Raw genomic sequence first — 26,405 nt, 5'->3', positions numbered from 1 at the left:
AAGATGTCGTTTGCAATTGTGAATGCACCTGGCATTTCAATATTAGGATCAGCTTCAATGGAAAGTAGTTTAGCGGGGATACTGTGGATTATCTGTCTCAGCAAAACCTGGTATCAGAGCAAGACATCAGCCAGTTTGGTGCACAGTCTGCGGCGCTGATGCTGGCGCATTTGCAGCGTATTATTGAGCAGCGCCTACTTACCGCACGCTTCCAGCCCATTGTCCAGATGCAGAATGGTGATATTCTGGGTTACGAAGGCCTTATACGTGGCCCATCAGACAGCCCGCTGCACTCGCCCGTCAATTTGTTTAAAGCCGCATGGGATAATAATCTGACGGTAACGGTGGAGCACCTGTGCCGCCGTATCGTGCTGGAACAATTCGCTGCGCAAAAATTACCTGGCAAGCTGTTTTTGAATGTCAGTCCAGAATGCCTGCTGCAAAGAGATGTGCGCTATGGTGAGACGCTGGATTATATCCATGAACTTGGCATTAACCCTGAGCGCGTCATCATAGAATTGACTGAATACCAGCCCACGCATGACTATGCCTTGCTGTGTGAAGCGGTTATCCATTATCGCGAGATGGGTTTTGAGATTGCAATTGATGATCTCGGTGAAGGCTTCTCCAGTCTGCGCTTGTGGTCAGAATTAAAGCCTGATTATGTCAAGATCGACATGCATTTCATCCAGGGCATAGATCACGATCCGGTCAAAGCGCAGTTTGTACGGTCTATACAAAGCATTGCTGAAAAGTCAAGCACACGGGTCGTCGCTGAAGGTATAGAAACCCAGGCTGAGTTATTGGCCGTGCGTGATCTGGGTGTTGCCTGTGGCCAGGGTTATCATATCGCCCGCCCCCACCCTACTCCTGCGCGTGCAGTATCGGCTGAAGTGGCGCGAATTTTGACGCCGAATCAATATCAGGCAGCACGGCGTACCTCTGGCAGTTTTGAGCAGGCTGCGACGGTAGAAAAGATTTTAAAGACACCGCCGACGATTTCTTCACGCATGTTGAATAACCAGGTCGATGATATCTTTTTGCAGCATCCCAAACTGCAAATCATCCCTGTAGTGGATGATGGTATCCCTGTGGGCCTGATCAACCGTTATCACATGATAGACCGCTTTGCCCGCCCGTATCAGCGTGAGTTGTATGGCAAAAAGCCTTGCACGGTTTTTATGGAAGCGCACCCAGTCATTGTCGATAAAAATACCAGCATGCAGGATGTCAGCCACATTATTGTGGAAGCCAATCCAGAGCACTTGATCAATGGCATTATCATTACTGATCAGGGGCGTTATATAGGCCTGGGCAGCGGGCCGGACTTGATGCGCGAAATCACGCAGATGCAAATCAATGCGGCGCGTTACGCCAACCCATTGACGCAACTACCCGGCAACGTGCCCATCAATGAACATATTGATGTATTGCTGCAGAAAGAGCAGTCTTTCTGCGCGTGCTATTGCGACCTTGATCATTTCAAACCGTTTAATGATGTCTATGGCTACCGCCGTGGTGACGACATCATACAAATGACCAGTGATGTATTAAAGCAGCATTGCGACCAGCAGCTGGATTTTATCGGCCACATTGGTGGCGATGATTTCATTATCCTGTTTCGCAGCGAGGATTGGGAAGTACGCTGCCAGGCCATACTGGCGAGTTTTTCTGCTGCCATCTACGACTTTTACAGTAATGAAGACCGCGAACGAGGCGGCTACCTCAGTGAAGACAGACAAGGCAAGAAAGTCTTTTACCCGCTCGTGAGCCTGTCTCTGGGTGTCGTGAAGTCAAGGGCAAACCGCTATTACTCACATCACCAGATATCCATCGCTGCATCAGATGCGAAGAAGCAGGCAAAGAAGATACATGGCAATAGTCTGTTTGTAGATCGTCGTTCTGAAATGGACTTACTGGTAGGTTAAACGTAATCTGTAAACGAGAAAAGCGCTTCACTTTATGTAGTGAAGCGCTTTTCTTATTGGGCCAGAGCCAATTAAGCTGCTGGTGCCAGCTTTTCCAGGCCGCCCATGTATGGGCGCAAAGCTGTAGGGATGACGACAGAACCATCAGCCTGCTGGTAATTTTCCAGCACGGCCACCAGGGTACGGCCAACTGCCAGCGCAGAACCGTTCAGAGTGTGTACCAATTCTGGTTTACCCTGGGCATTGCGGAAGCGGGCTTGCATGCGGCGGGCCTGGAAGTCGAACATATTCGAAATCGAAGAAATCTCACGGTAAGTGTTTTGTGCTGGCAGCCATACTTCCAGATCGAAAGTTTTGCATGCACCAAAACCCATATCGCCAGTACACAGGCTCATGACGCGGTAAGGCAGTTCCAGTTTGGTCAGAACGGCTTCGGCATGGCCGACCATTTCATCCAGGGCTTCCATGGATTTTTCTGGATGCACGATCTGCACCATTTCGACTTTGTCGAATTGGTGTTGACGTATCATACCGCGTGTATCACGGCCTGCACTACCCGCTTCAGAACGGAAGCATGGTGTATGCGCAGTCATTTTGATAGGCAATGCATCGGCAGCCAGAATCTCGTCGCGCACGGTATTGGTCAAAGTGACTTCTGAGGTAGGGATCAGGTAAAACGTTTCGCCTGTACCTTCTTGTCCGCCTTTTTTCACTGCGAACAAGTCTTCTTCAAATTTAGGCAACTGGCCTGTGCCGCGCATGGAATCAGCATTGACCATGTAAGGCGTATACATTTCAGTATAGCCATGGTCCAGCGTTTGCATGTCGAGCATGAACTGGGCCAATGCGCGATGCAGGCGTGCCATGCCACCTTTCATGACGGAAAAACGTGAACCTGTGAGTTTGACTGCAGTTTCAAAATCCAGGCCCAGGGCTGAGCCGATATCGACATGGTCTTTGACGTCAAAATCAAATGCGCGTGGCGTGCCGACCTTGCGTACTTCCACATTGCCGGTTTCATCTTCACCGACAGCGACGGATTCATGCGGCAGATTTGGAATGGTTTGCAGGAACGCACTCATGCGAACTTGCACATCACTCAAATGCGTTTCTGATGCTTTCAACTCTTCCGGGATGCTCGCTGCTTCAGCCATTAATGCGGAAGTATCTTCGCCCTTGCTTCTAAGATTACCAATCTGCTTGGAGATAGTATTTTTTTTGCCTTGCAGCTCTTCAGTACGGGACTGGATCTGCTTGCGTTCGGCCTCGAGGGCATTGAAGGTTTCTACATCGAGCTGGAACTTACGGGTAGCCAGGCGCGCTGCCGCACTGGCAATATCTTTGCGCAAAAGTTGAATATCTATCATGATTTTAAGTGCAGTGAACTAAGCTAATCGACTATTGTATCAAGGGATGGGCATTTCCCCTATTTTCAGACAAGGAGAAATGCCGTTTTTACATCAGTATACTTATATCAATACTTGACCACGCTGCGATAAACCAGTTTGGTATTACCTTCTGCAGGCACGCTGATTTTCCATACTGCCGTATTGCTGGCGCTCTTGGTATAAGGATGGCTGCTGCTCAAGACTTGCCAGTCACCAGGCATGGGTTCTTGCACAGTGACGATGACGGCTTCTTTTTTGGCATTTTTCAATACCAGCTCGTAGGCACTTTCAGAAACGTAATTGTATTTGCCGCTCGCTGCGAGCTTTTTGAAGTCTGTCTGCTTCTTGTCTGCAGTCACATCAAAGGCTTCGCCGAGTTTAAGGCGGACTTTTTCATTTTTTGGCGTGTGATCTACGCTGTCTTCACCAATGAACTGGGCATTGCCTGCACCATCTTTTTTATAGACGCGTACGACACCTTTGGGTAAAGGCATACCCAGTTGAGAGGCCTCTTTATTGTCGAATTCAACAAAGACACCTATTTTCATTTTTTGGCCAAGATCACCGTAACTGCTTTGGTAATAATAATCACTGCCCGCCAGCAGCAATTCCTTACGGGCGGGAACGCCAGAAGCAGACAGCAAGGCCACTTGTTTGGTCTGGTTTTCTGCAATGGTGGTTGGCCTGTCCAGTGTGTACAGGTGATATTCAAACAAGGATTCTTCTGCCATGGCTTTTTTGGCCATCATGGCTTGCGGGGCATCCATCCTTTTGACTGCGCTACCGGTAACCTCTATCCTTTGCAAAACCTGATGAACATCACCTGCCACCAGTTGCAGCTTGGCATTGCGGTAAGTCGTACCACTGGTATTGCCCAGCGTGACCCAGCCTGAAATATCAAGCTTGTCATCAGCGGCATTCAGTTCTACAACATAGTCTGCCTTCCAGGACAAACCGCCGGTCAGGTAACTGAGTTCTACATCCTGTTGCTGTGCGCCGTTGTTATCGAGTGCCATGACCAGGGTGGGACGGTCTCGGAGATTTGCTGGCACATCAGGATAAATGATGCGACCTGGCAGGCCGGTTTCTATGCGGTCACCTATCTTCAACACCACGCCATTATTGGCGGACAAGACTGTGGCCGATTCTGTTGTCTCAGCACCCGTCGCAGGATTGGTGCGAATGATGTTGACGTTACGCCCAACATATTTTTCCAGCAATTTTTGCGGCGTCAGCAAATCGAAATTAAAATTTTGCTCTACGACAGACAAGCTGCCTGGAGAAGACAAGCTGCGTAGCAAGGCAGTTTCAGCACGCATTTTGGCACTGACATCGCGGAAAGCCAGTGCGCTTGCGCCGCGTTTCAAAGGCAGCTTGCGCTGGTCCTTGATCAGGGCCAGGTTTTCATTGTAGATCGTGACGGCGACTTCTTTTTGGTCAGCCAGGGTACTGCGCGGCTCTTCGGTTTGTGCATAGACAGAGCCTGCCAGTGACAATAACAATAGGCTTGCGCTTGCAGTAAATGTTTTATTCATGAAAGTCCTTATTATGATTATTGATTTGCAATGAAGATTTAAACGAATGAAATCTAAACGATTGAAATTCAGACGAAACTGAAATTACTTGGCCTGATCATCCAGGCTACGCAAATACGCGAGTTTTTCTGCTATCTTGATTTCCAGCCCGCGTGGCACTGGGTGATACCAGGATTCATTTTCCAGGCCTTCAGGCAGATAGGTTTCGCCTGCGGCATAGGCATCTGGCTCATCGTGGGCATAGCGATACAATTTGCCATAGCCCAGTTCTTTCATGAGTTTGGTGGGTGCATTGCGCAAATGCTCGGGCACGATGCGGGACTTGTCTTTGGCGATCATGGCGCGCACGGCGTTATAGGCTTTGTAAACCGCATTTGATTTGGCTGCACAAGCCAAGTAGATTACCGCTTCTGCCAGGGCCAGTTCGCCTTCTGGCGAGCCCAGTCTTTCATAGGTTTCTGCCGCATCGAGACATATCCGCAAGGCGCGCGGGTCTGCCAGGCCTATATCTTCTGAGGCCATGCGTACTATGCGCCTGGCCATGTAGCGCGGGTCGGCACCGCCATCAAGCATGCGCACCAGCCAGTACAAGGCTGCGTCAGGGCTGGAGCCACGTACCGATTTATGCAGGGCAGAAATCTGGTCATAGAAGGCATCGCCCCCCTTATCAAAGCGGCGCAAGGCATCGCCCAGGCATTCGCCCAGCAATCCATGGTCTACCGTGTCGAGATGCTTGGCGACTGCTGCGTGGGCAACGATGTCGAGATTGTTCAGCAATTTGCGACCATCGCCGTCAGCACTGGAAACCAGGCTGGCCATGGCTTCTGGCGTCAGCGTCAAACCATCGAGTTCACGCTCACAGGCGCGTACTACCATGGCTTGCAGGTCTTCATCCGTCAGTGACTTCAACACATACACTGAGGCACGTGACAGCAAGGCGCTATTGACTTCAAACGAAGGATTCTCTGTCGTCGCACCGATGAACGTGAACAAGCCACTTTCTACGTGCGGCAAGAAGGCATCTTGCTGGCTTTTGTTGAAGCGATGGACTTCATCAACAAACAATATGGTGCGTCGATGGGAAGTCGCCTGCAATATCTGCGCGCGCTCTACTGCCTCGCGTATATCCTTGATACCAGACAAGACTGCCGACAAGGCAATGAACTCGCAATGAAAGGCATCTGCCATCAGGCGCGCCAGTGTGGTCTTGCCCACGCCTGGTGGCCCCCATAAGATCATCGAATGTGGTTCACCAGACTGGAAAGCTACACGCAAGGGCTTGCCCTCGCCCAGGATATGCTGCTGGCCGATGACATCATCCAGCGTAGCCGGGCGCATGCGCTCAGCCAATGGGGCAGGTTTTTTGCGCGAATTATTGTGCAACATAGTCATTAAACGCTACTACTGCTACTACTGTTTAAATACATCGGCACCAGCAGGCACGACAAACTTGAATTGCTCAGGCTTCAGCGCAGGATTTTTTTCCAGATTCTTCAGGGTCAGGGTAGAAAACTGACCAAAATTGTCGTGCAACTCCAAGGCCACTGGCACGCCGTCTTTCATACCTATGCCTATGGTCTCAAACTGTGAATCCTTGGCTTTGGGTGTAGCTTCCAGCCATTCCAGACCCTGCTTGGCACCGACCTCTTTGAAATTGAAATTCTTGTCCAGATCAGCCGCGCCAGCGCTGCCAAACAAAATGGCTGCGGGACTGGAACCCAGGGAATTGCCGAGGGGACGAATCGTGACCTGATTCAAGTCTTTATCGTAGATGTACAGCTTTTCACCATCTGCCTGCAAGAGTTGTTCATACGGCTTCACATAAGACCAGATGAACTTGCCCGGACGGGCGAACACAAAATTGCCTGTTGCAGTCTTGCTGATCTTGGGATTGCCATCAACCATTTTGACTTGCTGCTGTGTAAATTCACCTTTGGCGCTTTTATTATTCGTCACGAAGGATTTGAACTGTTCAACCGCAGTGGCAGATGCCCATGCAGGTATCATGGCAAGTGTAAAAGCACCCGCCACCAGTCTTGCCATCATGTTTGATTGTTTTTTCACTGATTTATCCTATTCTGTCGCTGCTATTCTGTTGCTTTATTCAGATGTATTCCCGGCAGGAACCAGGATTTCCCGGTTACCGTTGGACTGCATGGTAGATACGACACCACTTTGCTCCATTTGTTCCAGCAAACGGGCAGCACGGTTATAGCCTATGCGCAAATGCCTTTGTACCAGTGAGATAGAGGCACGGCGATTCTTGAGTACGATGGCAACAGCCTGGTCATACAAGGCGTCTGATTCGCCACCACCTGCACCAGCACTCTCGCCACCGGCTTCACCGCCCTCTTCCAGCGTGCCGCCTTCGAGTATGCCTTCTATGTAATTTGGCTCACCTTGGGCTTTTAAATATTCGACGACGCGATGCACTTCTTCATCCGAGACAAAAGCGCCATGCACACGCACAGGCAGGCCAGTACCTGGTGGCATGTAGAGCATGTCACCCATACCCAGCAAGGCTTCTGCCCCCATCTGATCAAGAATGGTGCGCGAATCTATCTTGCTGCTGACCTGGAAAGCGATACGGGTAGGAATATTCGCCTTGATCAGGCCAGTAATCACATCGACCGACGGCCTTTGAGTTGCCAGTATCAGGTGCAAGCCCGCAGCACGCGCTTTTTGCGCAATACGGGCAATCAATTCCTCTACCTTTTTACCAACCACCATCATCAAATCAGCCAGCTCATCAATGATAATGACGATGGTTGGCAGTTTTTCAAGGGGCTCTGGCGCATCTGGCGTCAGGCTGAACGGATTGGGGATATGTACCTCTTTACGCGTTGCCTCGGCAATCTTGGCGTTATAGCCAGCCAGATTACGTACACCGAGCTTGGACATCAGCTTGTAACGGCGCTCCATCTCTGCCACCGCCCAGTTCAGAGCATGGCCCGCCTGCCGCATATCAGTGACCACGGGTGCCAGCAAATGCGGTATGCCTTCATACACCGACATCTCCAGCATTTTTGGATCAATCAGTATCATGCGCACATCATTCGGGTCAGACTTGTACAGCAGCGACAGGATGGTGGCATTGATACCCACAGACTTACCAGAACCTGTGGTACCCGCGACCAGCAAATGTGGCATTTTGGCAAGATCAGCACAAATAGGCAGGCCGCCTATATCTTTGCCCAATGCCACTGTCAGGCTTGATGAGCTGTCGTTATAGACTTTGGAGCCCAAAATCTCGGTCAGACGTACAATCTGGCGCTTGGGATTTGGTAATTCCAGGCCCATGTAATTTTTACCTGGAATGGTCTCAACCACACGTATGGATGTCAGTGACAATGACCGCGCCAAGTCGCGCGCCAGGTTAACGATCTGGCTACCCTTGACGCCAGTAGCAGGTTCAATTTCATAGCGGGTAACCACAGGGCCTGGGTAAGCTGCCACTACCTTGGCATCGACACCAAAGTCTGAGAGTTTTTTTTCTATCAGGCGGCTGGTGAATTCCAGGGTTTGTACGCTGACAGTTTCTTGCACTGGTGGCGGCTCATCCAGCAAAGACAAAGGCGGCAGATTGGTGTCCGGCAGTTCATTGAACAGGGATACCTGCTTTTCTTTTTCCACCCTTTCAGAGCGCTGCACAGCGACTACCTGCGGCTCTATGCGTATTGGTGCAGCCTCGACGATCTTGGCTCTCTCTTGCACCACAACTTCTTCACGCTTGACGGCGGCAGTCTGACCAGCACGCCGGTCTTCGGCATCGGCATGTTTGTTTTGCACAAACACAAACACCCATTCTATACCTGCGCCTATGCGCTCTGCGATGGTCAGCCAGGATACGTGGAAGTAGAGGCTGATACCCAGAGCGATCATCAGTAGTAATGCCAGGGTCGCACCGGTAAAGCCCAGCGCCGCAAAACCGGCCTTACCTATCAACTCACCCAGCACGCCGCCCGGCCCCAGCGGCAAAGCCACCTTGAGGCTGTGCATGCGCAAATATTCCAGGCCCATACTGCCAGCCAATAACAGGCCAAAGCCAATATTACGGACCAGGATTTCAGAAAAACCGACATCCGCTTCCGGTTCAGGATTGAGCTTTACCCTCTGTGACAGACTGCTATAGGAAATCCATACCTGGCGGCAGGCGAATATGCACCACCACCATGCCGAAATGCCGAATACATAAAACAGCACATCAGACAGCCAGGCACCGAATTTGCCAGCAATATTATGTATGCGAGGGATATCCACTGACCTTGACCAACCCGGGTCTTGCGTGGAGTAGCTTGCCATGATCAGTATCAGGCAAATGCAAAATGCGGCCAGAGCTATCCATTTCGCTTCCATCAACAGGACCAGAAAGCGGTTAGGTGGCGCTGCAGGTGCTGCAGTTTTCTTGCTTCGAGTATAAGCTTCGTTACCAGTAGTCATAAAACAGAGAGCAACCTCATTCGGACAGCTATCAAAAGCTGACAAGATAGCATGAAGCCGTGTATGCGCCAAACTTGTGCACTGTAACAGTTGAAACAGATATGTCCGTCTGGCGCACCACGGCAGGAAGACGACCACTAGGAGGATAGTCTATAATTCAGGCTTACCTCAGGATAGCGATGCAAAATCAGCAAAAAACTTGAAATTTGCATGAAAAACGCCATCTATTATCTGCAATTCAGCTCATCATCAACTTTTTTATCAGGTCTGCTATGTCCACACCCAAACATGCCCGCGTATTAATTCTTGGCTCTGGCCCCGCAGGTTATTCCGCTGCTGTGTATGCTGCGCGCGCCAATCTGAAACCTGTACTGATCACTGGTGTAGAACAAGGCGGCCAGTTGATGACCACCACCGATGTTGAGAACTGGCCAGCCGACCCCATGGGTGTACAAGGCCCGGAACTGATGCAGCGTTTTTTGCAGCATGCAGAACGCTTTAATACAGAAATCATTTTTGATTACATCCACACTGCCAAGCTTGATGAAAAACCGATACGCCTGATCGGCGACCAGGCAGAATACACCTGCGACTCCCTGATTATCGCTACCGGTGCCTCCGCCCAATACCTGGGTCTGCCATCTGAACAGGCTTTCATGGGCAAAGGCGTGTCTGCCTGTGCAACTTGCGATGGTTTCTTTTACCGCGGCAAGGAAGTGGCTGTCGTTGGTGGTGGTAATACAGCGGTGGAAGAAGCCCTCTACCTGTCGAATATCGCCAGCAAGGTTACCGTCATCCATCGTCGCGACAAATTCCGTGCCGAAGCAATCTTGATTGACCGTCTGATGGCCAAGGTTGCTGAAGGCAAGATCGAAGTCAAATGGAACCATACGCTGGATGAAGTCATTGGTGATGACTCTGGCGTGACAGGCATTAATGTCAAGGCTGCGGATGGAACCATTACTCCAATTACTTTACATGGCGTATTCATCGCGATTGGTCACAAACCAAATACCAGCATTTTTGATGGCCAGCTCGACATGAAGAATGGCTATATCAAAACCCGTACCGGTACCGAGGGCATGGCAACAGCCACCAATGTACCAGGTGTGTTTGCCGCTGGTGACGTACAGGATCATATCTATCGCCAGGCGATTACCAGTGCTGGTACAGGTTGCATGGCAGCGTTGGATGCACAGCGCTTCCTGGAAGAATAAGTCAAACGCCAAGGATGTAAAGCATGTCGTCTTTTAAAAACCTTGCTGACCTGAAGTCACTCAGCCAGCAATTAAAGCAACAGGAAGAAAGCCGACAACGTGCAGAGGCAGAACGTCTGGAACGGGAAAAGAAAGCCAGAGAAGAGGCGAATATTTTTCGCTCCAGCGTAGGCAAGGTAGAGGTTTTAAAAACCTCGGTGAAACATCACCCTGCCCCAGCTCGCCTTGAACCCCTGCCATTTCAACACATTGCAGATGAACAGGCAGCGCTACAGGAATCTTTGTCGGATGAGTTTGACGCTGACTCCCTGCTGGAAACCGATGAAAACCTGAGCTATACCAGGTCAGGCGTAGGTCAGGATGTTGTCAGGAAGCTGCGCAAGGGCCACTGGGTCATACAGGCACAACTTGACCTGCATGGTTTGCGCCGTGATGAAGCCAGGGACAGTCTGGGAGAATTTTTGCGCAAGTGCATGCGCAATGGCACACGTTGCGTGCGCATCATTCATGGCAAAGGTCTGGGCTCTGTCAACAAGGAACCTGTACTGAAGCAAAAAGTCAGGAACTGGTTGATACAGAAAGATGAAGTATTGGCATTCAGCCAGGCGACTGCGGCTGATGGTGGCTCTGGTGCCTTGATCGTGCTATTGAAATCTTGACGATGGCTGATGGCTATACAGCCTGAGCCCCCGATGAACCGGGGCTCAGGCATAGCAAACTTAATTGCGGAACTTCTTGTCCTTCGAAATAACGGTCATATCAACATATTTTGAACCATTATGATTCGAGGGCGAAAAACTCACATCAAAACCACCGGCGTCGTAGCTGCTGCGGTTGATACTTTCCAGTGCAGACACCAGTTTTTCTCTGGTGAGACCTGAGCCGGCGCGTTTCAAGCCTTCCACAAATACTTTGGCAGCCAGATAACCTTCGAAGCTGGAAAAATTCAGATTTTTATTTCCGGCCTTCTCCATACTTTTCGTGTATTCGGCAACCACAGGTATTGACGGTGACCATGGAAATGGAACCACCTGTGAAATCACGACACCAACGCCATCTTTATCCAGCGCATCTGCCAGAGCCTGGCTACCGACAAAAGACACATTGTAAAACATGCCTGTATAGGCAGCCTTGTGCATTTCTTTGACCAGCGCACTACTCGCCGCATAGGTGCTGATCTGTATGATGGCATCTGGCCGTTTTGGCAAGAGCTTGGCAACAGCAGCTGAGACATCAGTGCTATTCCTTTCCACTGTTGCCATCTCAGCTATACGCAAATTCCTCTTCTTCATCGCCAGCTCCACACCAGCCAGACCTGCCTTGCCATAAGCATCGTTCTGGTAAAAGACGGCGATATTTTTTGTTCCCAGATTAGCCAGACGATCGACCAGATATTCAGTCTCGTCGTTATAACTTGCCCGGATATTGAAAATCTGACGGTTGAGAGGTTCTCTCAAGGATTGTGCACCGGTATAAGGTGCGAAGAAAGGGACTTTTGCTTGCGTGAAAATGGGTAAGGCTGCATTACTGGTGGCTGTACCTACATAGCCAAATAAAGCAAATACACCATCGTTTTCAATCAGGGCCTTGGTATTGGTAGCCGCCAGATCTGCCTCATACTTATCATCTTTTTGTATGATTTCAATCTTGCGGCCATATACACCACCAGCAGCATTGACCTGATCAAAATAAGTCTTGGCACCTGAATTGAGCTGCAAGCCAAGTTGTGCTGCAGGGCCGGAAAATGCAGCTGACTGCCCCAATAAAATTTTTCTATCTGTGACACCGGTTTCGGCTTGGGCATTTGCCATCGCCATCAACACCAGTGCCACCCCTATTTTTGTTTTTGCTCTTGCTTTTGAAACACCAACAAATTCATTTACTGCAAACTTCTTAAACATCGTCATATTTAAACCGCATCAGGACCCGTCTCGCCAGTGCGAATACGTATTACCTGCTCCACATTTTGTACAAAAATCTTCCCATCACCGATCTTGCCGGTATGGGCTGCTTTAATAATTGCATCGACTACATTGTCGGCAATCTTGTCATCTACTACGACTTCCACCTTGATCTTGGGCAAGAAATCGACCACATACTCAGCGCCACGATACAGTTCCGTATGCCCCTTTTGACGGCCAAAACCTTTTACCTCGACCACAGTCAATCCTGTCACACCAACGTCTGCCAGTGCCTCACGCACTTCGTCGAGTTTGAATGGTTTGATGATAGCGGTAATCTGTTTCATTTCCCTCTCCTTAAATTGTTACGGTTAATACGATTAATATAATTAATACGGATCAAACTAGTCTCTGAACTTCGAAGTAATAGGATAACGCCAGTCACGCCCAAAAGCGCGATGGGTAATCCTGATACCTATGGGCGCTTGACGCCGCTTGTACTCATTAATTTTGATCAGGCGCGTGATGCGTTCCACATCCTCTGCCGCATAGCCTGCCGCAACTATCTCGGCACGCGCCTTGTTTTCTTCCATATACATGGCCATGATGCCGTCCAGAATGTCATAGGGCGGCAAAGAATCCTGGTCCTTTTGATCAGGTCGCAATTCAGCTGATGGCGCCCTCGTCAGTATCCGCTCGGGTATTACGGCTGACAGGGTATTGCGATAGGCACACAGGCGATATACCAGGGTTTTGGCAATATCCTTGATAACGGCAAAGCCACCTGCCATGTCACCGTACAAAGTACAATAACCAACTGCCATTTCACTCTTGTTACCCGTCGTCAAAACGATGGAACCATATTTGTTCGACAAGGCCATCAACAGTGTGCCACGTATCCTGGCCTGTATATTTTCTTCGGTGGTATCTTCCTTCAAGCCAGCAAATTCCTGGCTCAGGGTAGAACGGAATGCGCTGAAGCAATCGCTGATGGCGATTTCATCGTAGCGCACACCTATGCGTGCCACCATATCACGCGAATCCTGCCATGAAATATCGGCAGTATAAGGTGAAGGCATCATGATCGCCCTGACCTTGTCTGCACCCAGCGCATCGACTGCAATTGCCAGCACCAGGGCAGAATCAACACCGCCAGACAAACCCAGCAATACACTGGGGAAGCCATTCTTGCCTACATAATCACGCACGCCCATGACGAGTGCCTGATAAACCTCGGCTTCCAGCGATAAGGCCGCTTCCACGCGAGCATTCAAAGGTTGTGCGCCGTCAAATTCGACTACTTGCAAATCAGCTTCGCAATGCTTCATTTGAGCGCAAATCTGACCCTGGACATCCATGACAAATGAATTACCATCAAAAATCAATTCGTCCTGACCACCAACCAGATTGGCATACACCAGGGACAAGCCCTGAGAGATCACATTGGCGCGCATGACATCGTAGCGCTGATGCTGCTTGCCCATGTGATAGGGTGAACCGTTTGGCACCAGCAGCACTTCTGCGCCGGCCTGCCTGGCTTGTGCGGGCGCATCTGGCAGCCAGGTATCTTCACAGATATTGATGCCGAAATTCACGCCCTTGATAGCGAATACACAAGCCTGATTACCTGATGAAAAATAGCGTTTTTCATCAAACACCATATCATTTGGCAAATCACGCTTAAAATAACTTGCCAATACCACACCATCTTGCAGCACAGAAACAGCATTATACCGTTTACCATCGGCCTCACCCGGATGACCGACCAAAACCGCAAGGCCGGGAAATAGCGTAAGCTGTTTCTTTAAGGTATCGAGTGCGACAGCGGTATCATGATAAAACGCCTGGCGCAGCAATAAATCCTCTGGTGGATAACCTACCAGGGACAATTCCGGTGTGACGAGTATGTCTGCCCCCTGCTCTGCGGCACGGCGGGCATATTCTGCGATCTGGGCAGCATTGCCGGCAAGATCACCGACAACGCTATTCATCTGGGCAATGGCAACTTTTACGGTCATATTTGCAAATCTGTATTAAATCGAAAATGAAATCTGAATCTCCAGCCCCACATTATCGCATGCGTATCGTTACTTCACTGAGCGAGATAGCGCAATCATCATGGGACAGCCTGATTGCAGATCAGACGCTTGCCAATCCATTTCTATCGTATGCATTTTTGAGCGCCATGGAAGAGTCAGGGTCTGCCACTGAAAAAACTGGCTGGCAAAGCTGTTTTATTACCATCTGGGATGGAGAGCAGCTTGAAGCTGCGATGCCGCTGTATGAAAAAAGCCATTCCTATGGCGAGTATGTGTTTGACTGGGCCTGGGCCAGGGCGTTTGAGCGGCATGGCCACGATTATTATCCCAAGCTGCTGTCCGCCATCCCTTTCTCTCCCATCACGGGCAGCCGCCTGCTCGCACGCAATACGGCAGCACAAGGGGCCTTGATCGCTGCCCTGCAGGAGCTACAAGAGGCCGGTGAATATTCTTCCAGCCATTTGCTGTTCTTGCCGGAAGATCAGGCGCGCATGCTTAATGAAGAAGGCTACCTTTTGCGTAAAGGCGTGCAGTTTCACTGGGAAAACCAGGGCTACCAATGTTTTGATGATTTTCTGGATACACTGGACAAGAAAAAACGCAAGAATATTCGTGCCGAACGCAGGAAAGTGCAGGAAGCTGGCATACAGTTCCAGCATGTGCGCGGCAAAGACATACAAGAAGACGATTGGCGCTTTTTCAAAAGCTGTTATGACCAGACTTATGAAGAACATCACTCAACGCCATACTTGAATCTGGATTTTTTCTTGCGCATAGGTCGTGCCATGCCAGAAAACATCCATCTTGTTATTGCATTGCGAGACGGCAATAAGATCGCTGCATCCTTACTCATTCATGATCAGCAGCGCGTGTATGGCCGCTATTGGGGTTGCCTGGAAACACATCCCTGCCTGCATTTTGAAACCGCTTATTACCAATCCATCGATTTTTGCATACAGGAAAAAATTGCGATTTTCGAAGGTGGAGCCCAAGGCGAGCACAAAATGGCACGCGGCTTTCTGCCTACCACGACTTGGTCTGCACATTACCTGAGTCATCCAGAATTTTTTGACGCAGTATCAAATTTCCTTGTACGTGAAACACAAGATATTGAGCTATATTTAAATGAGTTACATCAACACACACCATACAAAGCGCTGAAACACATTGAAGTAAGCGCTACTTGAAATTTTGCTTCGTTCAAGGCATCCTGTCGCCATGCAAAATAACTTTCTCTCGACACCGAATGCACCACCTGCTGCATTGCCAAGCAAACGCGTCGGACGCTTTTATCTCAGCGAACGTCTGGGCATGGGATCAAATGGCGCGGTATATCTGGGCCACGATCCTGTCATAGACCGCGATGTCGCCATTAAAATATTTAGTGCAGGCAACAATGCCGCCGACAAAAAGCAACGCGAGCAGCAATTTATCAATGAAGCACGCGCAGCTGGCAGATTATCCCACCCAAATATCGTGACGATATTCGATGCTTCCAGTGAGGGTGGCACAACATTTATCGCGATGGAATTTCTCCAGGGCAAGGATTTGCGACATATCCTGGCAGAGGGCAAACAATTCGACATCATAGAGACTGCGAACATCATACAAAAGATTGCTGAAGCGCTTGCCTACGCCCATAGCAATGGCGTGATACACCGCGACATCAAGCCCGCCAATATCTTTGTTTTACCCAACCAGCAACCCAAGGTGGTGGATTTTGGCATCGCCCGCGCACCAAATCGTGTGCTCGATGAAACCAGGGAACAGGCCCACACTCTGTTCAACAATAATATTCTGGGCACGCCCAACTACATGTCACCGGAGCAGGCCAATGGCAAACCTGTCAATGCCCTGACGGATGTATATTCGCTGGGTACGGTCATGTATGAAATGCTGACCGGTCAAAAGCCATTTCAGTCGCAAGATGTAGACAAATTATTGCAACAGATTGTAAATAAAGTAGCGAAATATCCTTCTGAAATTCGTCCCAGCATACCAGACTCACTATCAAAAATTGTCATGAAGGCGATGCAAAAAGACCCTGCAGCACGTTATGAAAGTGCCGCTGAAATGTCTTTGGCATTGGAAAAATTTCTTGAGCGCGACAGAAAACTGAAACGCAAACGCCAAAAGCAAGGCAACGATACCAGCGATTACAAAAATGAAGGGGATAGGCATGTGGGCTCATGGCTGAGCTGGGTGGCATTGATCGCAGCCGTCATCGGCGTGGCCGCTTATCTGATGCACAGGGCATAGAAGCTGGCAAAGATATTCGCTGAATATTTCAGCAAAAACAAAAAAGGTGCGATTGACCGCACCTTTTTTTGTTTTAAGAAACTACTGGCTATTAAGCTTCAGCTTTTTTGAAATTCTCTACGCCAGCCAAAATTTCTGCCCTGGCATCGTCCGGGCCGCCCCAGCCTTCAACTTTAACCCATTTGCCTTTTTCCAGGTCTTTGTAGTGCTCAAAGAAATGCTGGATCTGGCGCAGACGCAGTTCGTTCAGATCTTCAGGTTTTTGCCAGTGTGTGTAGATAGGCAGGATTTTATCTACTGGTACCGCCAATACTTTGGCATCATTACCGGCTTCATCTGTCATTTTCAGGATGCCGATAGGACGGCAACGCACGACTACGCCAGGAATCAGCGGGAAAGGCGTGATGACCAATACGTCAACCGGATCACCGTCGCCAGCCAGTGTTTGTGGCACATAGCCATAGTTGCAAGGATAATGCATGGCAGTACCCATGAAACGGTCAACAAAGAGAGCGCCAGTGTCTTTATCGACTTCATACTTGATCGGATCACCGTTCATAGGAATTTCGATAATAACATTGAAGTCATTTGGCAGATCACGACCTGCTGGTACTTTATTCAAGCTCATCTTGCACTTTCTGTATAAGTATCAATAGAAGAAATGGTTTGAACGGGATTATATAATTTTTCAAGGCAGAATTGTGCGCCGCAACAGGGCAGCATGACAATTTAACTTTCAGCCACTTTATACGACCCGTTTACTCATAACATGGTAGCCATCGCACATTGGCGATAATGGCTGGCAGCTTCTTCTGCCTGACCCAGCGCCTCATGCAATTGTGCCAGCTTCAGATTAGCTTCCCGCACGGTGCGTGGATCAACTGCATCAGACAAGGCCTGCTCCATATGTCTCTGGGCCTTGCCCCATAATTTCTGGCGCAGGCATAGTGTACCAAGTGTCAACGCCAGTTCAGGGTCAGTCGGATGCTGCTCTGACCATTTTTCACAATGTTCAATTTGTGATAACAAGGCAGCGGAACCTTCTGAGGCTGCGGCATCACGGTAGGCACGCATCAGGCGCTCATCCCACTCCTCTGCCAATGCTTTTTCAACTATGCCACGGGCATCGTCAAACAAGCCATGCGAGTTGAACGCTGTAGCGGCAGTTGTTGCAATGAAAGCAGATTTGCGTTCTGCCTGTGGAATTTCATACCAGACCCGGCGCAGGGATTCTGCATCGTGCCCCTGGTTTTTCAACAGATCTTCATACGCCAATTCACGCAAACGCTGCGACAGTGCCGGATGCAGGGCGCGATGCTTGTCCAGTGTACGCACCAGCTTTAATACTTCCTGCCACTTCTGTGCCTGCTGATTCGCTTTCAAGGCCCAACGCAAGACCTGGATGTGGCGAGTACCATTGGCATTCAGTTCACGCACCGCTTCCAGTGCCTTGCCAGGCTGGTGTTGATCGACCAGCAACTCGGTCATGCTCACCAGACGGGCGACCTTATAAGCGCCATCCTGCTCAAGACCGGCAAACCAGGAATCGCGCCGCTCATACTGGCTCATGTGATGGGCAGCACGCGCACCGATCAGTGAAGCAACGCCAGCGTTATCAGGCAAGTCAGTAGCACGCATGGCGGCTTTTTCGGCATGACCAAAACGGCCTTCGAACAGAGCTTTCAAGGCTTCGCGCAAGGCCTTGTTACTATCTTTTTCGCGCTTATTCTGCCGGTACAGGGCAACTTTGCGCGGCATTTTCCTGGTCGTAACAATGGCACGCATGACCAGATAAATAACGACAAAAAGAACCAGCAGCAGGAACAGGAAGAAGTTCAGTGACAAGTCTATCCGGTAAGGCGGAAAGAACAGGACCACATTCCCTGGGTTATAACGTGCGCCCACGGCCAAGCCAACAGCGAGCGCAAACAGAATCAGAAGCCGGATAAAGATACGCATACTCTTATGGCTTCACTTTATAGTTACGCACCGCATTCAGGCTCTCACCCAGAGTCGGCATTTCTATCGACAGATTGCTACCCTGCACCTGACGCAATAAGGCCTGAACAGTCTGGGTCTGCTTGGCGCGGGTGTCAAAATACTTGGCGATGGCATCTTGTGCAGCAATCATGTCGCTTCTGAAGATACTTTCATTCCTGGACAACAGCGCCAGCCTTGCATTCAACAGGCGCAGCTTCAGGTTTTCACGAGCGAAATAAGATTGTGATGGTGTCAGCAACAGCACGTCCGGCGTTTCTACATTGCGCACGCGTATCAATTGCTTGACTTCATTCCACATTTCGCTGGAAAAACTTTGCCAGCCATCTTGCAGGCGCATGCTCCAGCTAATTTCTTCAACATCGTCGACAGTCTTCTTTTCTGTTTTTGCAGTGACTGAAGATTTTGGCAAAACGCGCAACGGGGCCTTTGGTGGCGTGGCGGATACCACAGATTTTTCATCGGACCATAATGGGATATGGTCAATCTGGGCAATCACGCTATCCAGGCGCAATGCGACGCCAGGCAAATCCAGTGCAGGCAAAGACTTCAGTCTTTCTATGTCTTTGGCAATCGCGCGGCGTATGGAAATAAATTGTGGCTTGTCGGATTTCGCCAGGCGGCCGTCGGCATTTTGCAGGGCAATCAGTGCACCTTGCACGTTACCGGCCAGTTGCAATTGCTGGCTGGCGGTCGCCAGTACCTGCTCTATCTCTGCCAGCGCCCAGTCATCACGATTCTTGGACAAATCCTGATACAACTGCTCCAAGGCCAGTTGCTGGCTTTGCGCTTCAGATTGTTTACCTTCGAGCAGAATCACCTTGGACTGGATTTCCTTGGCAGTCTCTTGCACATTACGCGCCAAGACCTTGGTTTCACTACTATTGGTGTCTGCAGTCAAAAGGCGTTTGGCGACCTCTTCGCGCAAAGCACTGATCTGATTTTGTGAAGACCACCAGTTAGCTGCCAGTAAAACCGCCAGCACACCAGATACCAGGTAAGCCGGACTGGCCCAACCAGGCTCCTTCGCAGCTTCGGCAGGTAAAGTTGGTGCAGGCTGTCGCGCCTGGGCATCGACAGGATTTGCCGTCACGACGGCGTCGGGATTTGATTGCTGTTCACTCATAGACGAGATTGTAACGCGACAAGCAGTTGTTCGTCGCCAGAAGCTGTTAAGGTTATGTGCAGAAACCCCAGAGATCGTGCGGTTTCTTCGATACGGCTGTGTGGCACCAGCAAATGTTGTCGTTGCATTTTTGCCACGCCACTATTTAATTTCAACGCCTCTACATAGTCACACAAATTGCGCAAAGCCTCGGAACTGGTGATAACCCAGTCATTCCCGGCTTCTAGCAATTGTGTTAAATACTTTTCATTTTCATCATTCAGTACTGGTTTTACCCTGCGATAAGCGGCCACCTGCACCACTTCTACACCATGTGCACGCAAGGCATCGGCCAATAATTCCCGGCCTGATTCACCACGTATGATCAATACTTTCTGGCCACGCAGTGCATTCAGATCCAGTTCGGCAAGCAGGGTTTCAGAATCCGTCTTCAACAGATTACGCGGACGTAAAATGGTCGCAGTCTGGTCATTCACGCCATATTCGGCCAGCTTTGCCCGGCTCCCCTCCCCCATTACTGCAAAAGTCAGATTTGCTGGCAAACTCACCACATGACGAAAAAAAGCTTCTATCGCATTCGGACTGACAAAGGCAATCAGGGCATAGTCCTGCAATTGTCCTATTTGGGTGATCAGGGCAGTATTGTCCTCCAGCGACGCTATCTCCAGCAAAGGGAAATGCGCCACATCACGCCCCATGGCCTTTACTTGCCGGGCAAAATCCTGAGCCTGTGCAAGTGGGCGCGTCAGTATGACCTTGTGATTCTGCATGCCGGCTTATATCACTCTGTGATCTGGGCTTTGCAAACCGCCAGTATGGCTTCTGCATCCTGTGCAGACAAGGCTTGTGCCAGCTTCAAGCCCAGCTCCTGTGGCTGGTCTGCAGCCCCTGTTGCTTCTGCCCTGGCAATGCGTGCGCCATCTGGCGTCGCCACCATGGCCCGAATCTGCATCTGCCCCTGACTGACTGTCGCAAATGCTGCCAGCGGGATTTGGCAACTGCCACCAAAAGCCTTGGATACAGTACGCTCAGCCGTCACTGCCTGTGCAGTCTCGGTATGATTCAAGGCAGCCAGCATGGCTTGCAGCTCTGGCCGCTTATCCGGTATTTCTATCGCCATCGCCCCCTGACCTGCGGCTGGCAAGCTTTCTTCCGGATCAAGGCAGGCACGTATGCGTTCAGGTACGCCGAGGCGTTTAAGGCCGGCGGCAGCCAGGATGATGGCAGCGTATTCGCCATTATCGAGTTTGCGCAAGCGGGTATCCAGATTACCGCGCAAAGGCCGTATCACCAGATGCGGGTAACGTGCAGAAATCAGGGCCTGACGACGCAAGCTGCTGGTACCAACGACTGCACCAGCAGGTAAACTATCCAGACCAGCATAGTCATTCGAAACAAAGGCATCGCGCGGATCTTCACGTTCCAGAATGGCCGCCAGGGTAAAGCCCTCGGGCAAATCCATGGGTACGTCCTTGAGAGAATGCACGGCCAGGTCAGCACGGCCTTCTGCCATGGCGACTTCCAGCTCCTTGACGAACAGGCCTTTACCTCCCACTTTGGAAAGTGCGCGGTCCAGTATCTGGTCACCACGGGTCGTCATGCCCAAAATCTCTATCTGCCAATCAGGGTACAGCGCAGCCAGGCGGTCGCGCACATGCTCGGCCTGCCACATCGCCAGACGGCTTTCGCGTGAGGCAATAATCAATTTTTTAGAACTTGAAGATGTCAAGATAAGGCTACTTTCAACTGTAAAAGCGGGATACAAAAACCAGGCACGATTTTATCATTGCAGGAAATGACTTTATAAGTAATTCAGATGACAAGATGATAGTTTTGAGTGAATTAAATTAAATGCAGCGGCAGAATGGGGATAGAAGCACATCAAATCTGGTCAAACTTGACATAGTCAGCCTGAAAACGGCATCATAGCCTTAGAACACGCCTTGATATACGTCATGCCGTTCATGATTCAGCGGCTTTTTTACGTATACTAGCTATTTTTCACCGCATCACCCAACTGGATTCAGCATGCTCCCTGGTACCGAAGATAAAAAACACCTGATACTGACGGGCGACCGCCCTACCGGCCCCCTGCACCTTGGCCATTTTGTAGGCAGCCTGCGCAACCGCGTCAAATTCCAGAACCAGTATGAGCAATACATCATGCTGGCTGATGCCCAGGCCCTGACCGACAATATGGAAAACCCTGCCAAAGTCCATGACAATGTCATGGAAGTGGCGCTTGATTACCTGGCCGTTGGTATAGACCCGGCCAAATCAACCATCCTGATCCAGTCGCAAATTCCTGAATTGACTGAATTGACTTTCTACTACCTCAATCTGGTCACGGTAGCGCGCCTGGAACGCAATCCGACGATCAAACAGGAAATCGCCCTGCGCAATTTCGAGCGCGACATCCCTGCTGGCTTTCTGACTTACCCTGTCAGCCAGGCAGCAGATATCAGCGCCTTCAAGGCCAGCCTGGTACCGGTCGGCGAAGACCAGATACCGATGATAGAACAGACCAATGAAATAGTCCGTCGCTTCAACCGTCTGGCAAATAAAGAGATACTGGTGGAATGCCAGGCCCTGGTGCCTGAAATTGGCCGCCTGCCTGGTGTGGATGGCAAGGCCAAGATGAGCAAGTCACTGGGTAATGTTATCAACCTGAATTTTTCACCCGCCGAAATCAAGGCAGCAGTGCGCAATGTCTATACCGACCCGCTGCATCTGCGCGTAGCTGACCCTGGCCACCTGGAAGGTAATGTTGCCTTTATGTACCTCGACGCTTTCGATGAAGACAAAGCCGGCCTGCAAGAAATGAAAGACCATTACGTGCGCGGCGGCCTCGGTGACAGCATCGTCAAGGCACGCCTGGAAGGCATCTTGCAGGATTTATTGAAACCGATACGTGAACGCCGTGAAGAATTTGCCAAGGACCGTGGCCAGGTTTTGCAAGTACTCAAGGAAGGCACACGCAAGGCGCGTGAGATTGCTGCGCAAACTACCGATGAAGTCAGGGCAGCAATCGGCTTGAAACACTTCTGATCTGCGGGGGATTCGAACCCCCGGTTCTCTCTGTTATCCTGGGCGAAAATTTTATGAGCGCAACTGATTTCCATCTGACACTCAGTTCCGCTCGCGCCCTGCATCTGGCCGCACAGGGCTTGTTGAATCCTTCGCCGCGCAAGGCTGGCAAACAGGATGTGCTGGCCTGCATACGCAATATGTCGGCGCTGCAGATTGACACCATCAGCGTGGTTGCGCGCAGCCCTTACTTGGTGCTGTGGAGCCGTCTGGGCAATTATCCTCATGCATGGCTGCATGAATTGCTGGAAGAAGGCCATCTGTTTGAATACTGGTCGCATGAGGCCTGCTTCTTGCCGATAGAAGACTATGGCCTGTACCGGCATCAGATGGTGTCACCACAGGGTCTGGGCTGGAAATATAATCACAAGTGGCTGAAAGAAAATGCTGCCCAGGTAGAAACTGTGCGCCAGCATATCCACGCAAATGGTGCCAGCCGTTCGGCAGACTTTGAACGCACTGATGGCAAAAGTGGTGGCTGGTGGGAATGGAAGCCGGAAAAACGCTCACTGGAAGTGCTGTTCACGACCGGAGAACTGATGGTCGCCAAACGCCATAATTTCCAGCGTATTTATGATCTGCGGGAACGCGTTCATCCCAAGTGGAATGACAAAAAACATCTGAAACCCATCCTGCATTGCGAGCGCGCACAGATATTGCAATCCGTCCGCGCGCTTGGTATTTGCAAGGCAAACTGGATCAGCGATTATTTCCGCATGGGCAAACCCGATGCCAGCAACCAGACAACACAACTGGTCAAAGAAGGCTTATTGATACCTGTTACGGTTGATCAGCACGAGACCATGTTTTATGCGCATCCCGATCGCCTCGATTTGCTGAAACAGGCAGGCGAAAACAAACTGAAAGCTACCGCCACCCGTATCCTTTCACCTTTTGACCCGGTGGTGTGGGACAGAAAACGCGCGATAGATCTGTTTGATTTTGACTATAAACTTGAATGCTATACGCCAGCGCCAAAACGGCGTTATGGCTATTTCACCCTGCCGATCTTGCGCAAGGGCGCCCTGATCGGGCGCATGGATGCCAAAGCTCATCGCAAGGAAGGCATACTGGAAATCAAGGCCCTGCATCTCGAACCGGGCGTACGCGCTTCTCAAGCACTGGCGGCTGATTTGGCAAAGACCTTGCGCGAATTCGCCACATGGCACGAATGCCATGATCTGCAATTGACATGGTGCAGCTCAGCGGAGCTGATACCATTGTTAGAGGCACTGATTTAAATGTCTCCACGATACGCATTCTTCATCAGCCTGCTGCTGGCCTGCCCTATGGCAATGGCTGGTGAAGCTCCTGAAAAAGTAAGCTTCCCCAGTCTGGACATACAAAACGGCCACGCTGTCGAGCTTGAGGCCCTCTGGTTTCATGCCAGCGGCAATGCTGGCAGTGCACCGACTGTCATAGCCCTGCATGGTTGCGGTGGCTTGTATAGCACTCGCAAGGGACATGAACAGGAACTGAATGCCAGGCATCATGATATGGCCAGGCTATTGCAGGAGAACGGTTACAACGTGTTGATGCCTGACAGTTTTCGCCCGCGCGGCACAAATAGCATCTGTAGCAGCACCTACAAAAACCGCGATATCAGCACCAACAACCGCCGTCTGGATGTGCAAGCCGCCTTGCAATGGATAGGCAAGCAAGCTACTGTTGATGCAAAAAACATAGCCCTTCTCGGCTGGTCGAATGGTGGTTCTACCACGCTGAACTCCCTGAATACGGCCCATAAAGCGGCAGACAAGGATGATCTTTATCCCAAGGCAGCCGTAGCTTTTTATCCAGGCTGCCAGGGCTACCTGAAAGCACGTCCTGCTTATCGCCTGGCGTCACCTTTGTTGATACTTATAGGCGCAGAAGATGACTGGACACCTGCTGCCCCTTGCCTGAGCTTTGAAAAAATGCTCGCGCCTTCGCCTGTCAAGGTCAGCGTCTTTGCCGATAGTTATCATGATTTTGATGCGCCAGACCTGCCAGTACGCAAACGCATGGATGTGCCGAATGGCGTGCATCCGGGACAAGGCGTGACGACAGGCAGCAACCCGGTAGCCAAAGAACTTGCCTACAAAGAAATGCTGCTGTTTTTTAACCAGCACTTGGGCGCACAATGAGTGCGCCATAAATCCAAAAAACCACCCTATGCTTGCTGAATAATTCATCAAATACCTTGTTTGAAATCAAAGCTGGTGCAACAATCAGAAAGCATACTGGTTTCAAGTTCAACGATGAAAGGCGCAGGATATGTACTCCAGAATCTTGTTACCCACCGATGGCTCTGAACTGTCACATGCCTGTGTTGCAGCAGGGCTGGAATTTGCCCAGCAATTAAAGGCAGAAGTCGTCGCCGTTTTTGTTGCGGGCAACTATCAGTATCCACTCTATGTGGACATACTTCCTCCCAATGGACCAACTGAAGAAGAATATCAGGCTGCCATGCAGACCCTGGCTGAAAGTTATCTGCAACCCGTCAGGGAGGCCGCTGCCGCCGCTGGCCTGCCCTATCAGGAAGTCATACAATTCAATGATTCCACGGCCAAGGAAATCGTCCACACTGCGCAAGAATATGCCTGCGACCTGATCTTCATGGGTTCACATGGCCGCAGCGGTCTGGGGCAATTCATCCTCGGCAGTGTCACTACCAAGGTCTTGTCACTTTGCCTGATACCTGTGCTGGTACATAGAATAAAGCATCACTAAATCGTCAATAAGCCACCGCCGGAACACATCCGGCGTCAGGCTACAGTACAATAGTGGCTAACTTTGCACTGGCACAAGAAAGTGCCGGTGTACCACCGAACACGCATTGTTGCCCTATTGCCCCTATGACCCGCATCCTGATTGCCGACGACCACACTATCATGCGTGAAGGACTGAAACGCATACTTGATGGCATAGAAGACATACAGGTAGTTGCCGAAGCAGTTGATGGTTTCGATACACTGGAAAAAGTACGTAATACCGAATTTGATGTCTTGCTCATGGACTTGTCCATGCCCGGACGTAGCGGCGTTGACCTGATACGCCAGATCAAGGATGAATTTCCCAAATTGCCCATCCTGATACTGACCATGCATGAAGAAGAACAATATGCCGTGCGTGCCATACGTGCTGGCGCACGCGGTTACCTGACCAAGGAAAGTGCAGGGACGCAACTGGTCACCGCCTTGCGCAAGGTTGCTTCCGGGCGCCCGTACATCAGCATAGAAGTGGCCGAACAATTGGCCATGAGCGCCATGCCTGCAGATGACAGCCAGCCACACACCAGCCTGTCTGACCGTGAATTTGAAGTATTCACCCACCTGGTGAAAGGCAAGTCCATCACCGAAATTGGTGAAATCCTGCATCTGAGCGTAAAAACCGTCAGTACACACAAAACCCGTATCATGCAAAAAATGAATATGAGCAACCTGTCTGACCTCGTGCAATACGCGGTAGCACACCACCTCCTGCAGCCGCAGGCCTGAAATACTCC

At 50.5% G+C, this 26,405-nt stretch carries 23 protein-coding genes; 10 read left to right on the top strand and 13 right to left on the bottom strand.

Annotation, left to right across the window (positions count from 1 at the left end):
• Positions 1 to 158 precede the first annotated feature (158 nt).
• A complete protein-coding gene (locus UNDKW_RS10565; RefSeq protein WP_162061875.1) occupies positions 159 to 1,928 on the top strand; it encodes a GGDEF domain-containing protein in 1,770 nt (589 codons plus the stop codon).
• Between the two features lie 71 nt (positions 1,929 to 1,999).
• Here the strand turns inward: UNDKW_RS10565 and serS are convergent, their stop codons facing one another.
• From serS to UNDKW_RS10540, 5 genes are all read right to left on the bottom strand, one after another.
• Positions 2,000 to 3,295, bottom strand: a complete 1,296-nt coding sequence (serS, locus tag UNDKW_RS10560; protein WP_162058653.1) for a serine--tRNA ligase — start codon at positions 3,293 to 3,295, stop codon at positions 2,000 to 2,002.
• A 107-nt stretch (positions 3,296 to 3,402) separates the two neighbouring features.
• The gene (locus UNDKW_RS10555) at positions 3,403 to 4,851 is read right to left on the bottom strand and encodes a DUF4139 domain-containing protein (RefSeq protein WP_162058652.1); all 1,449 of its coding nucleotides are present in this window, start codon (positions 4,849 to 4,851) and stop codon (positions 3,403 to 3,405) included.
• Between the two features lie 84 nt (positions 4,852 to 4,935).
• Positions 4,936 to 6,243, bottom strand: coding sequence for a replication-associated recombination protein A (locus tag UNDKW_RS10550; protein ID WP_162058651.1), 1,308 nt, complete (start codon positions 6,241 to 6,243; stop codon positions 4,936 to 4,938).
• A gap of 18 nt (positions 6,244 to 6,261) precedes the next feature.
• A complete protein-coding gene (gene lolA / locus UNDKW_RS10545) occupies positions 6,262 to 6,897 on the bottom strand; it encodes an outer membrane lipoprotein chaperone LolA (protein ID WP_162061874.1) in 636 nt (211 codons plus the stop codon).
• A gap of 54 nt (positions 6,898 to 6,951) precedes the next feature.
• A complete protein-coding gene (locus UNDKW_RS10540; RefSeq protein ID WP_162058650.1) occupies positions 6,952 to 9,291 on the bottom strand; it encodes a DNA translocase FtsK in 2,340 nt (779 codons plus the stop codon).
• 272 nt (positions 9,292 to 9,563) lie between these two features.
• Between UNDKW_RS10540 and trxB the strand changes: the two genes are divergently transcribed.
• Both trxB and UNDKW_RS10530 read left to right on the top strand, forming a co-directional pair.
• Positions 9,564 to 10,508, top strand: a complete 945-nt coding sequence (gene trxB, locus UNDKW_RS10535; RefSeq protein ID WP_162058649.1) for a thioredoxin-disulfide reductase — start codon at positions 9,564 to 9,566, stop codon at positions 10,506 to 10,508.
• Positions 10,509 to 10,531: 23 nt separating this feature from the next.
• Complete coding sequence (locus UNDKW_RS10530; protein WP_162058648.1) at positions 10,532 to 11,167, top strand: Smr/MutS family protein; 636 nt, start codon at positions 10,532 to 10,534, stop codon at positions 11,165 to 11,167.
• Positions 11,168 to 11,227: 60 nt separating this feature from the next.
• Here UNDKW_RS10530 and UNDKW_RS10525 read toward each other — a convergent pair whose 3' ends face one another.
• The 3 genes from UNDKW_RS10525 to UNDKW_RS10515 form a co-directional block, all read right to left on the bottom strand.
• On the bottom strand, positions 11,228 to 12,325 hold the full coding sequence (locus UNDKW_RS10525; protein WP_370529129.1) for an ABC transporter substrate-binding protein: 1,098 nt from the start codon (positions 12,323 to 12,325) through the stop codon (positions 11,228 to 11,230).
• A gap of 92 nt (positions 12,326 to 12,417) precedes the next feature.
• Positions 12,418 to 12,756, bottom strand: a complete 339-nt coding sequence (locus tag UNDKW_RS10520; protein ID WP_110253085.1) for a P-II family nitrogen regulator — start codon at positions 12,754 to 12,756, stop codon at positions 12,418 to 12,420.
• Between the two features lie 57 nt (positions 12,757 to 12,813).
• Positions 12,814 to 14,427, bottom strand: a complete 1,614-nt coding sequence (locus UNDKW_RS10515; protein ID WP_162058647.1) for an NAD+ synthase — start codon at positions 14,425 to 14,427, stop codon at positions 12,814 to 12,816.
• 26 nt (positions 14,428 to 14,453) lie between these two features.
• Between UNDKW_RS10515 and UNDKW_RS10510 the strand changes: the two genes are divergently transcribed.
• Together UNDKW_RS10510 and UNDKW_RS10505 are read left to right on the top strand one after the other, a co-directional pair.
• On the top strand, positions 14,454 to 15,635 hold the full coding sequence (locus UNDKW_RS10510) for a GNAT family N-acetyltransferase (RefSeq protein ID WP_162058646.1): 1,182 nt from the start codon (positions 14,454 to 14,456) through the stop codon (positions 15,633 to 15,635).
• 31 nt (positions 15,636 to 15,666) lie between these two features.
• Positions 15,667 to 16,707: a serine/threonine-protein kinase gene (locus UNDKW_RS10505; RefSeq protein ID WP_162058645.1), complete on the top strand. Its 1,041-nt coding sequence runs from the start codon at positions 15,667 to 15,669 to the stop codon at positions 16,705 to 16,707.
• A 91-nt stretch (positions 16,708 to 16,798) separates the two neighbouring features.
• On the opposite strand, the gene ppa is transcribed toward UNDKW_RS10505, so the two are convergent.
• The 5 genes from ppa to hemC all read right to left on the bottom strand — a co-directional run bounded on the left by ppa (position 16,799) and on the right by hemC (position 21,560).
• Positions 16,799 to 17,335: an inorganic diphosphatase gene (gene ppa / locus UNDKW_RS10500; protein ID WP_162040995.1), complete on the bottom strand. Its 537-nt coding sequence runs from the start codon at positions 17,333 to 17,335 to the stop codon at positions 16,799 to 16,801.
• Between the two features lie 134 nt (positions 17,336 to 17,469).
• A complete protein-coding gene (locus UNDKW_RS10495) occupies positions 17,470 to 18,666 on the bottom strand; it encodes a heme biosynthesis HemY N-terminal domain-containing protein (protein WP_162058644.1) in 1,197 nt (398 codons plus the stop codon).
• Between the two features lie 4 nt (positions 18,667 to 18,670).
• Positions 18,671 to 19,831, bottom strand: a complete 1,161-nt coding sequence (locus UNDKW_RS10490) for a uroporphyrinogen-III C-methyltransferase (protein WP_162058643.1) — start codon at positions 19,829 to 19,831, stop codon at positions 18,671 to 18,673.
• Positions 19,828 to 20,601: a uroporphyrinogen-III synthase gene (locus tag UNDKW_RS10485; protein ID WP_162058642.1), complete on the bottom strand. Its 774-nt coding sequence runs from the start codon at positions 20,599 to 20,601 to the stop codon at positions 19,828 to 19,830. Before UNDKW_RS10485 ends, UNDKW_RS10490 begins: the two co-directional genes overlap by 4 nt.
• Positions 20,602 to 20,612: 11 nt before the next feature.
• Positions 20,613 to 21,560 carry a hydroxymethylbilane synthase gene (gene hemC, locus UNDKW_RS10480; RefSeq protein ID WP_255431538.1) on the bottom strand — a complete coding sequence of 316 codons (948 nt, stop codon included), beginning with the start codon at positions 21,558 to 21,560 and terminating at the stop codon, positions 20,613 to 20,615.
• A 299-nt stretch (positions 21,561 to 21,859) separates the two neighbouring features.
• Here hemC and trpS point away from each other — a divergent pair, with 299 nt between their 5' ends.
• From trpS to UNDKW_RS10455, 5 genes are all read left to right on the top strand, one after another.
• Positions 21,860 to 22,879, top strand: a complete 1,020-nt coding sequence (trpS, locus tag UNDKW_RS10475; RefSeq protein WP_162058641.1) for a tryptophan--tRNA ligase — start codon at positions 21,860 to 21,862, stop codon at positions 22,877 to 22,879.
• 53 nt (positions 22,880 to 22,932) lie between these two features.
• The gene (locus UNDKW_RS10470) at positions 22,933 to 24,159 is read left to right on the top strand and encodes a winged helix-turn-helix domain-containing protein (RefSeq protein ID WP_162058640.1); all 1,227 of its coding nucleotides are present in this window, start codon (positions 22,933 to 22,935) and stop codon (positions 24,157 to 24,159) included.
• The gene (locus UNDKW_RS10465) at positions 24,160 to 25,044 is read left to right on the top strand and encodes a dienelactone hydrolase family protein (protein WP_162058639.1); all 885 of its coding nucleotides are present in this window, start codon (positions 24,160 to 24,162) and stop codon (positions 25,042 to 25,044) included.
• A 130-nt stretch (positions 25,045 to 25,174) separates the two neighbouring features.
• Entirely contained in the window at positions 25,175 to 25,630 is a 456-nt protein-coding gene (locus UNDKW_RS10460; RefSeq protein ID WP_162058638.1) for a universal stress protein, read from the top strand.
• A 125-nt stretch (positions 25,631 to 25,755) separates the two neighbouring features.
• On the top strand, positions 25,756 to 26,397 hold the full coding sequence (locus UNDKW_RS10455; protein WP_162044555.1) for a response regulator transcription factor: 642 nt from the start codon (positions 25,756 to 25,758) through the stop codon (positions 26,395 to 26,397).
• Positions 26,398 to 26,405 lie beyond the last annotated feature (8 nt).

This window comes from Undibacterium sp. KW1 (genome assembly GCF_009937955.1).
Taxonomy (GTDB): domain Bacteria; phylum Pseudomonadota; class Gammaproteobacteria; order Burkholderiales; family Burkholderiaceae_D; genus Undibacterium.
This window is presented reverse-complemented; position numbering and strand designations above follow the sequence as displayed.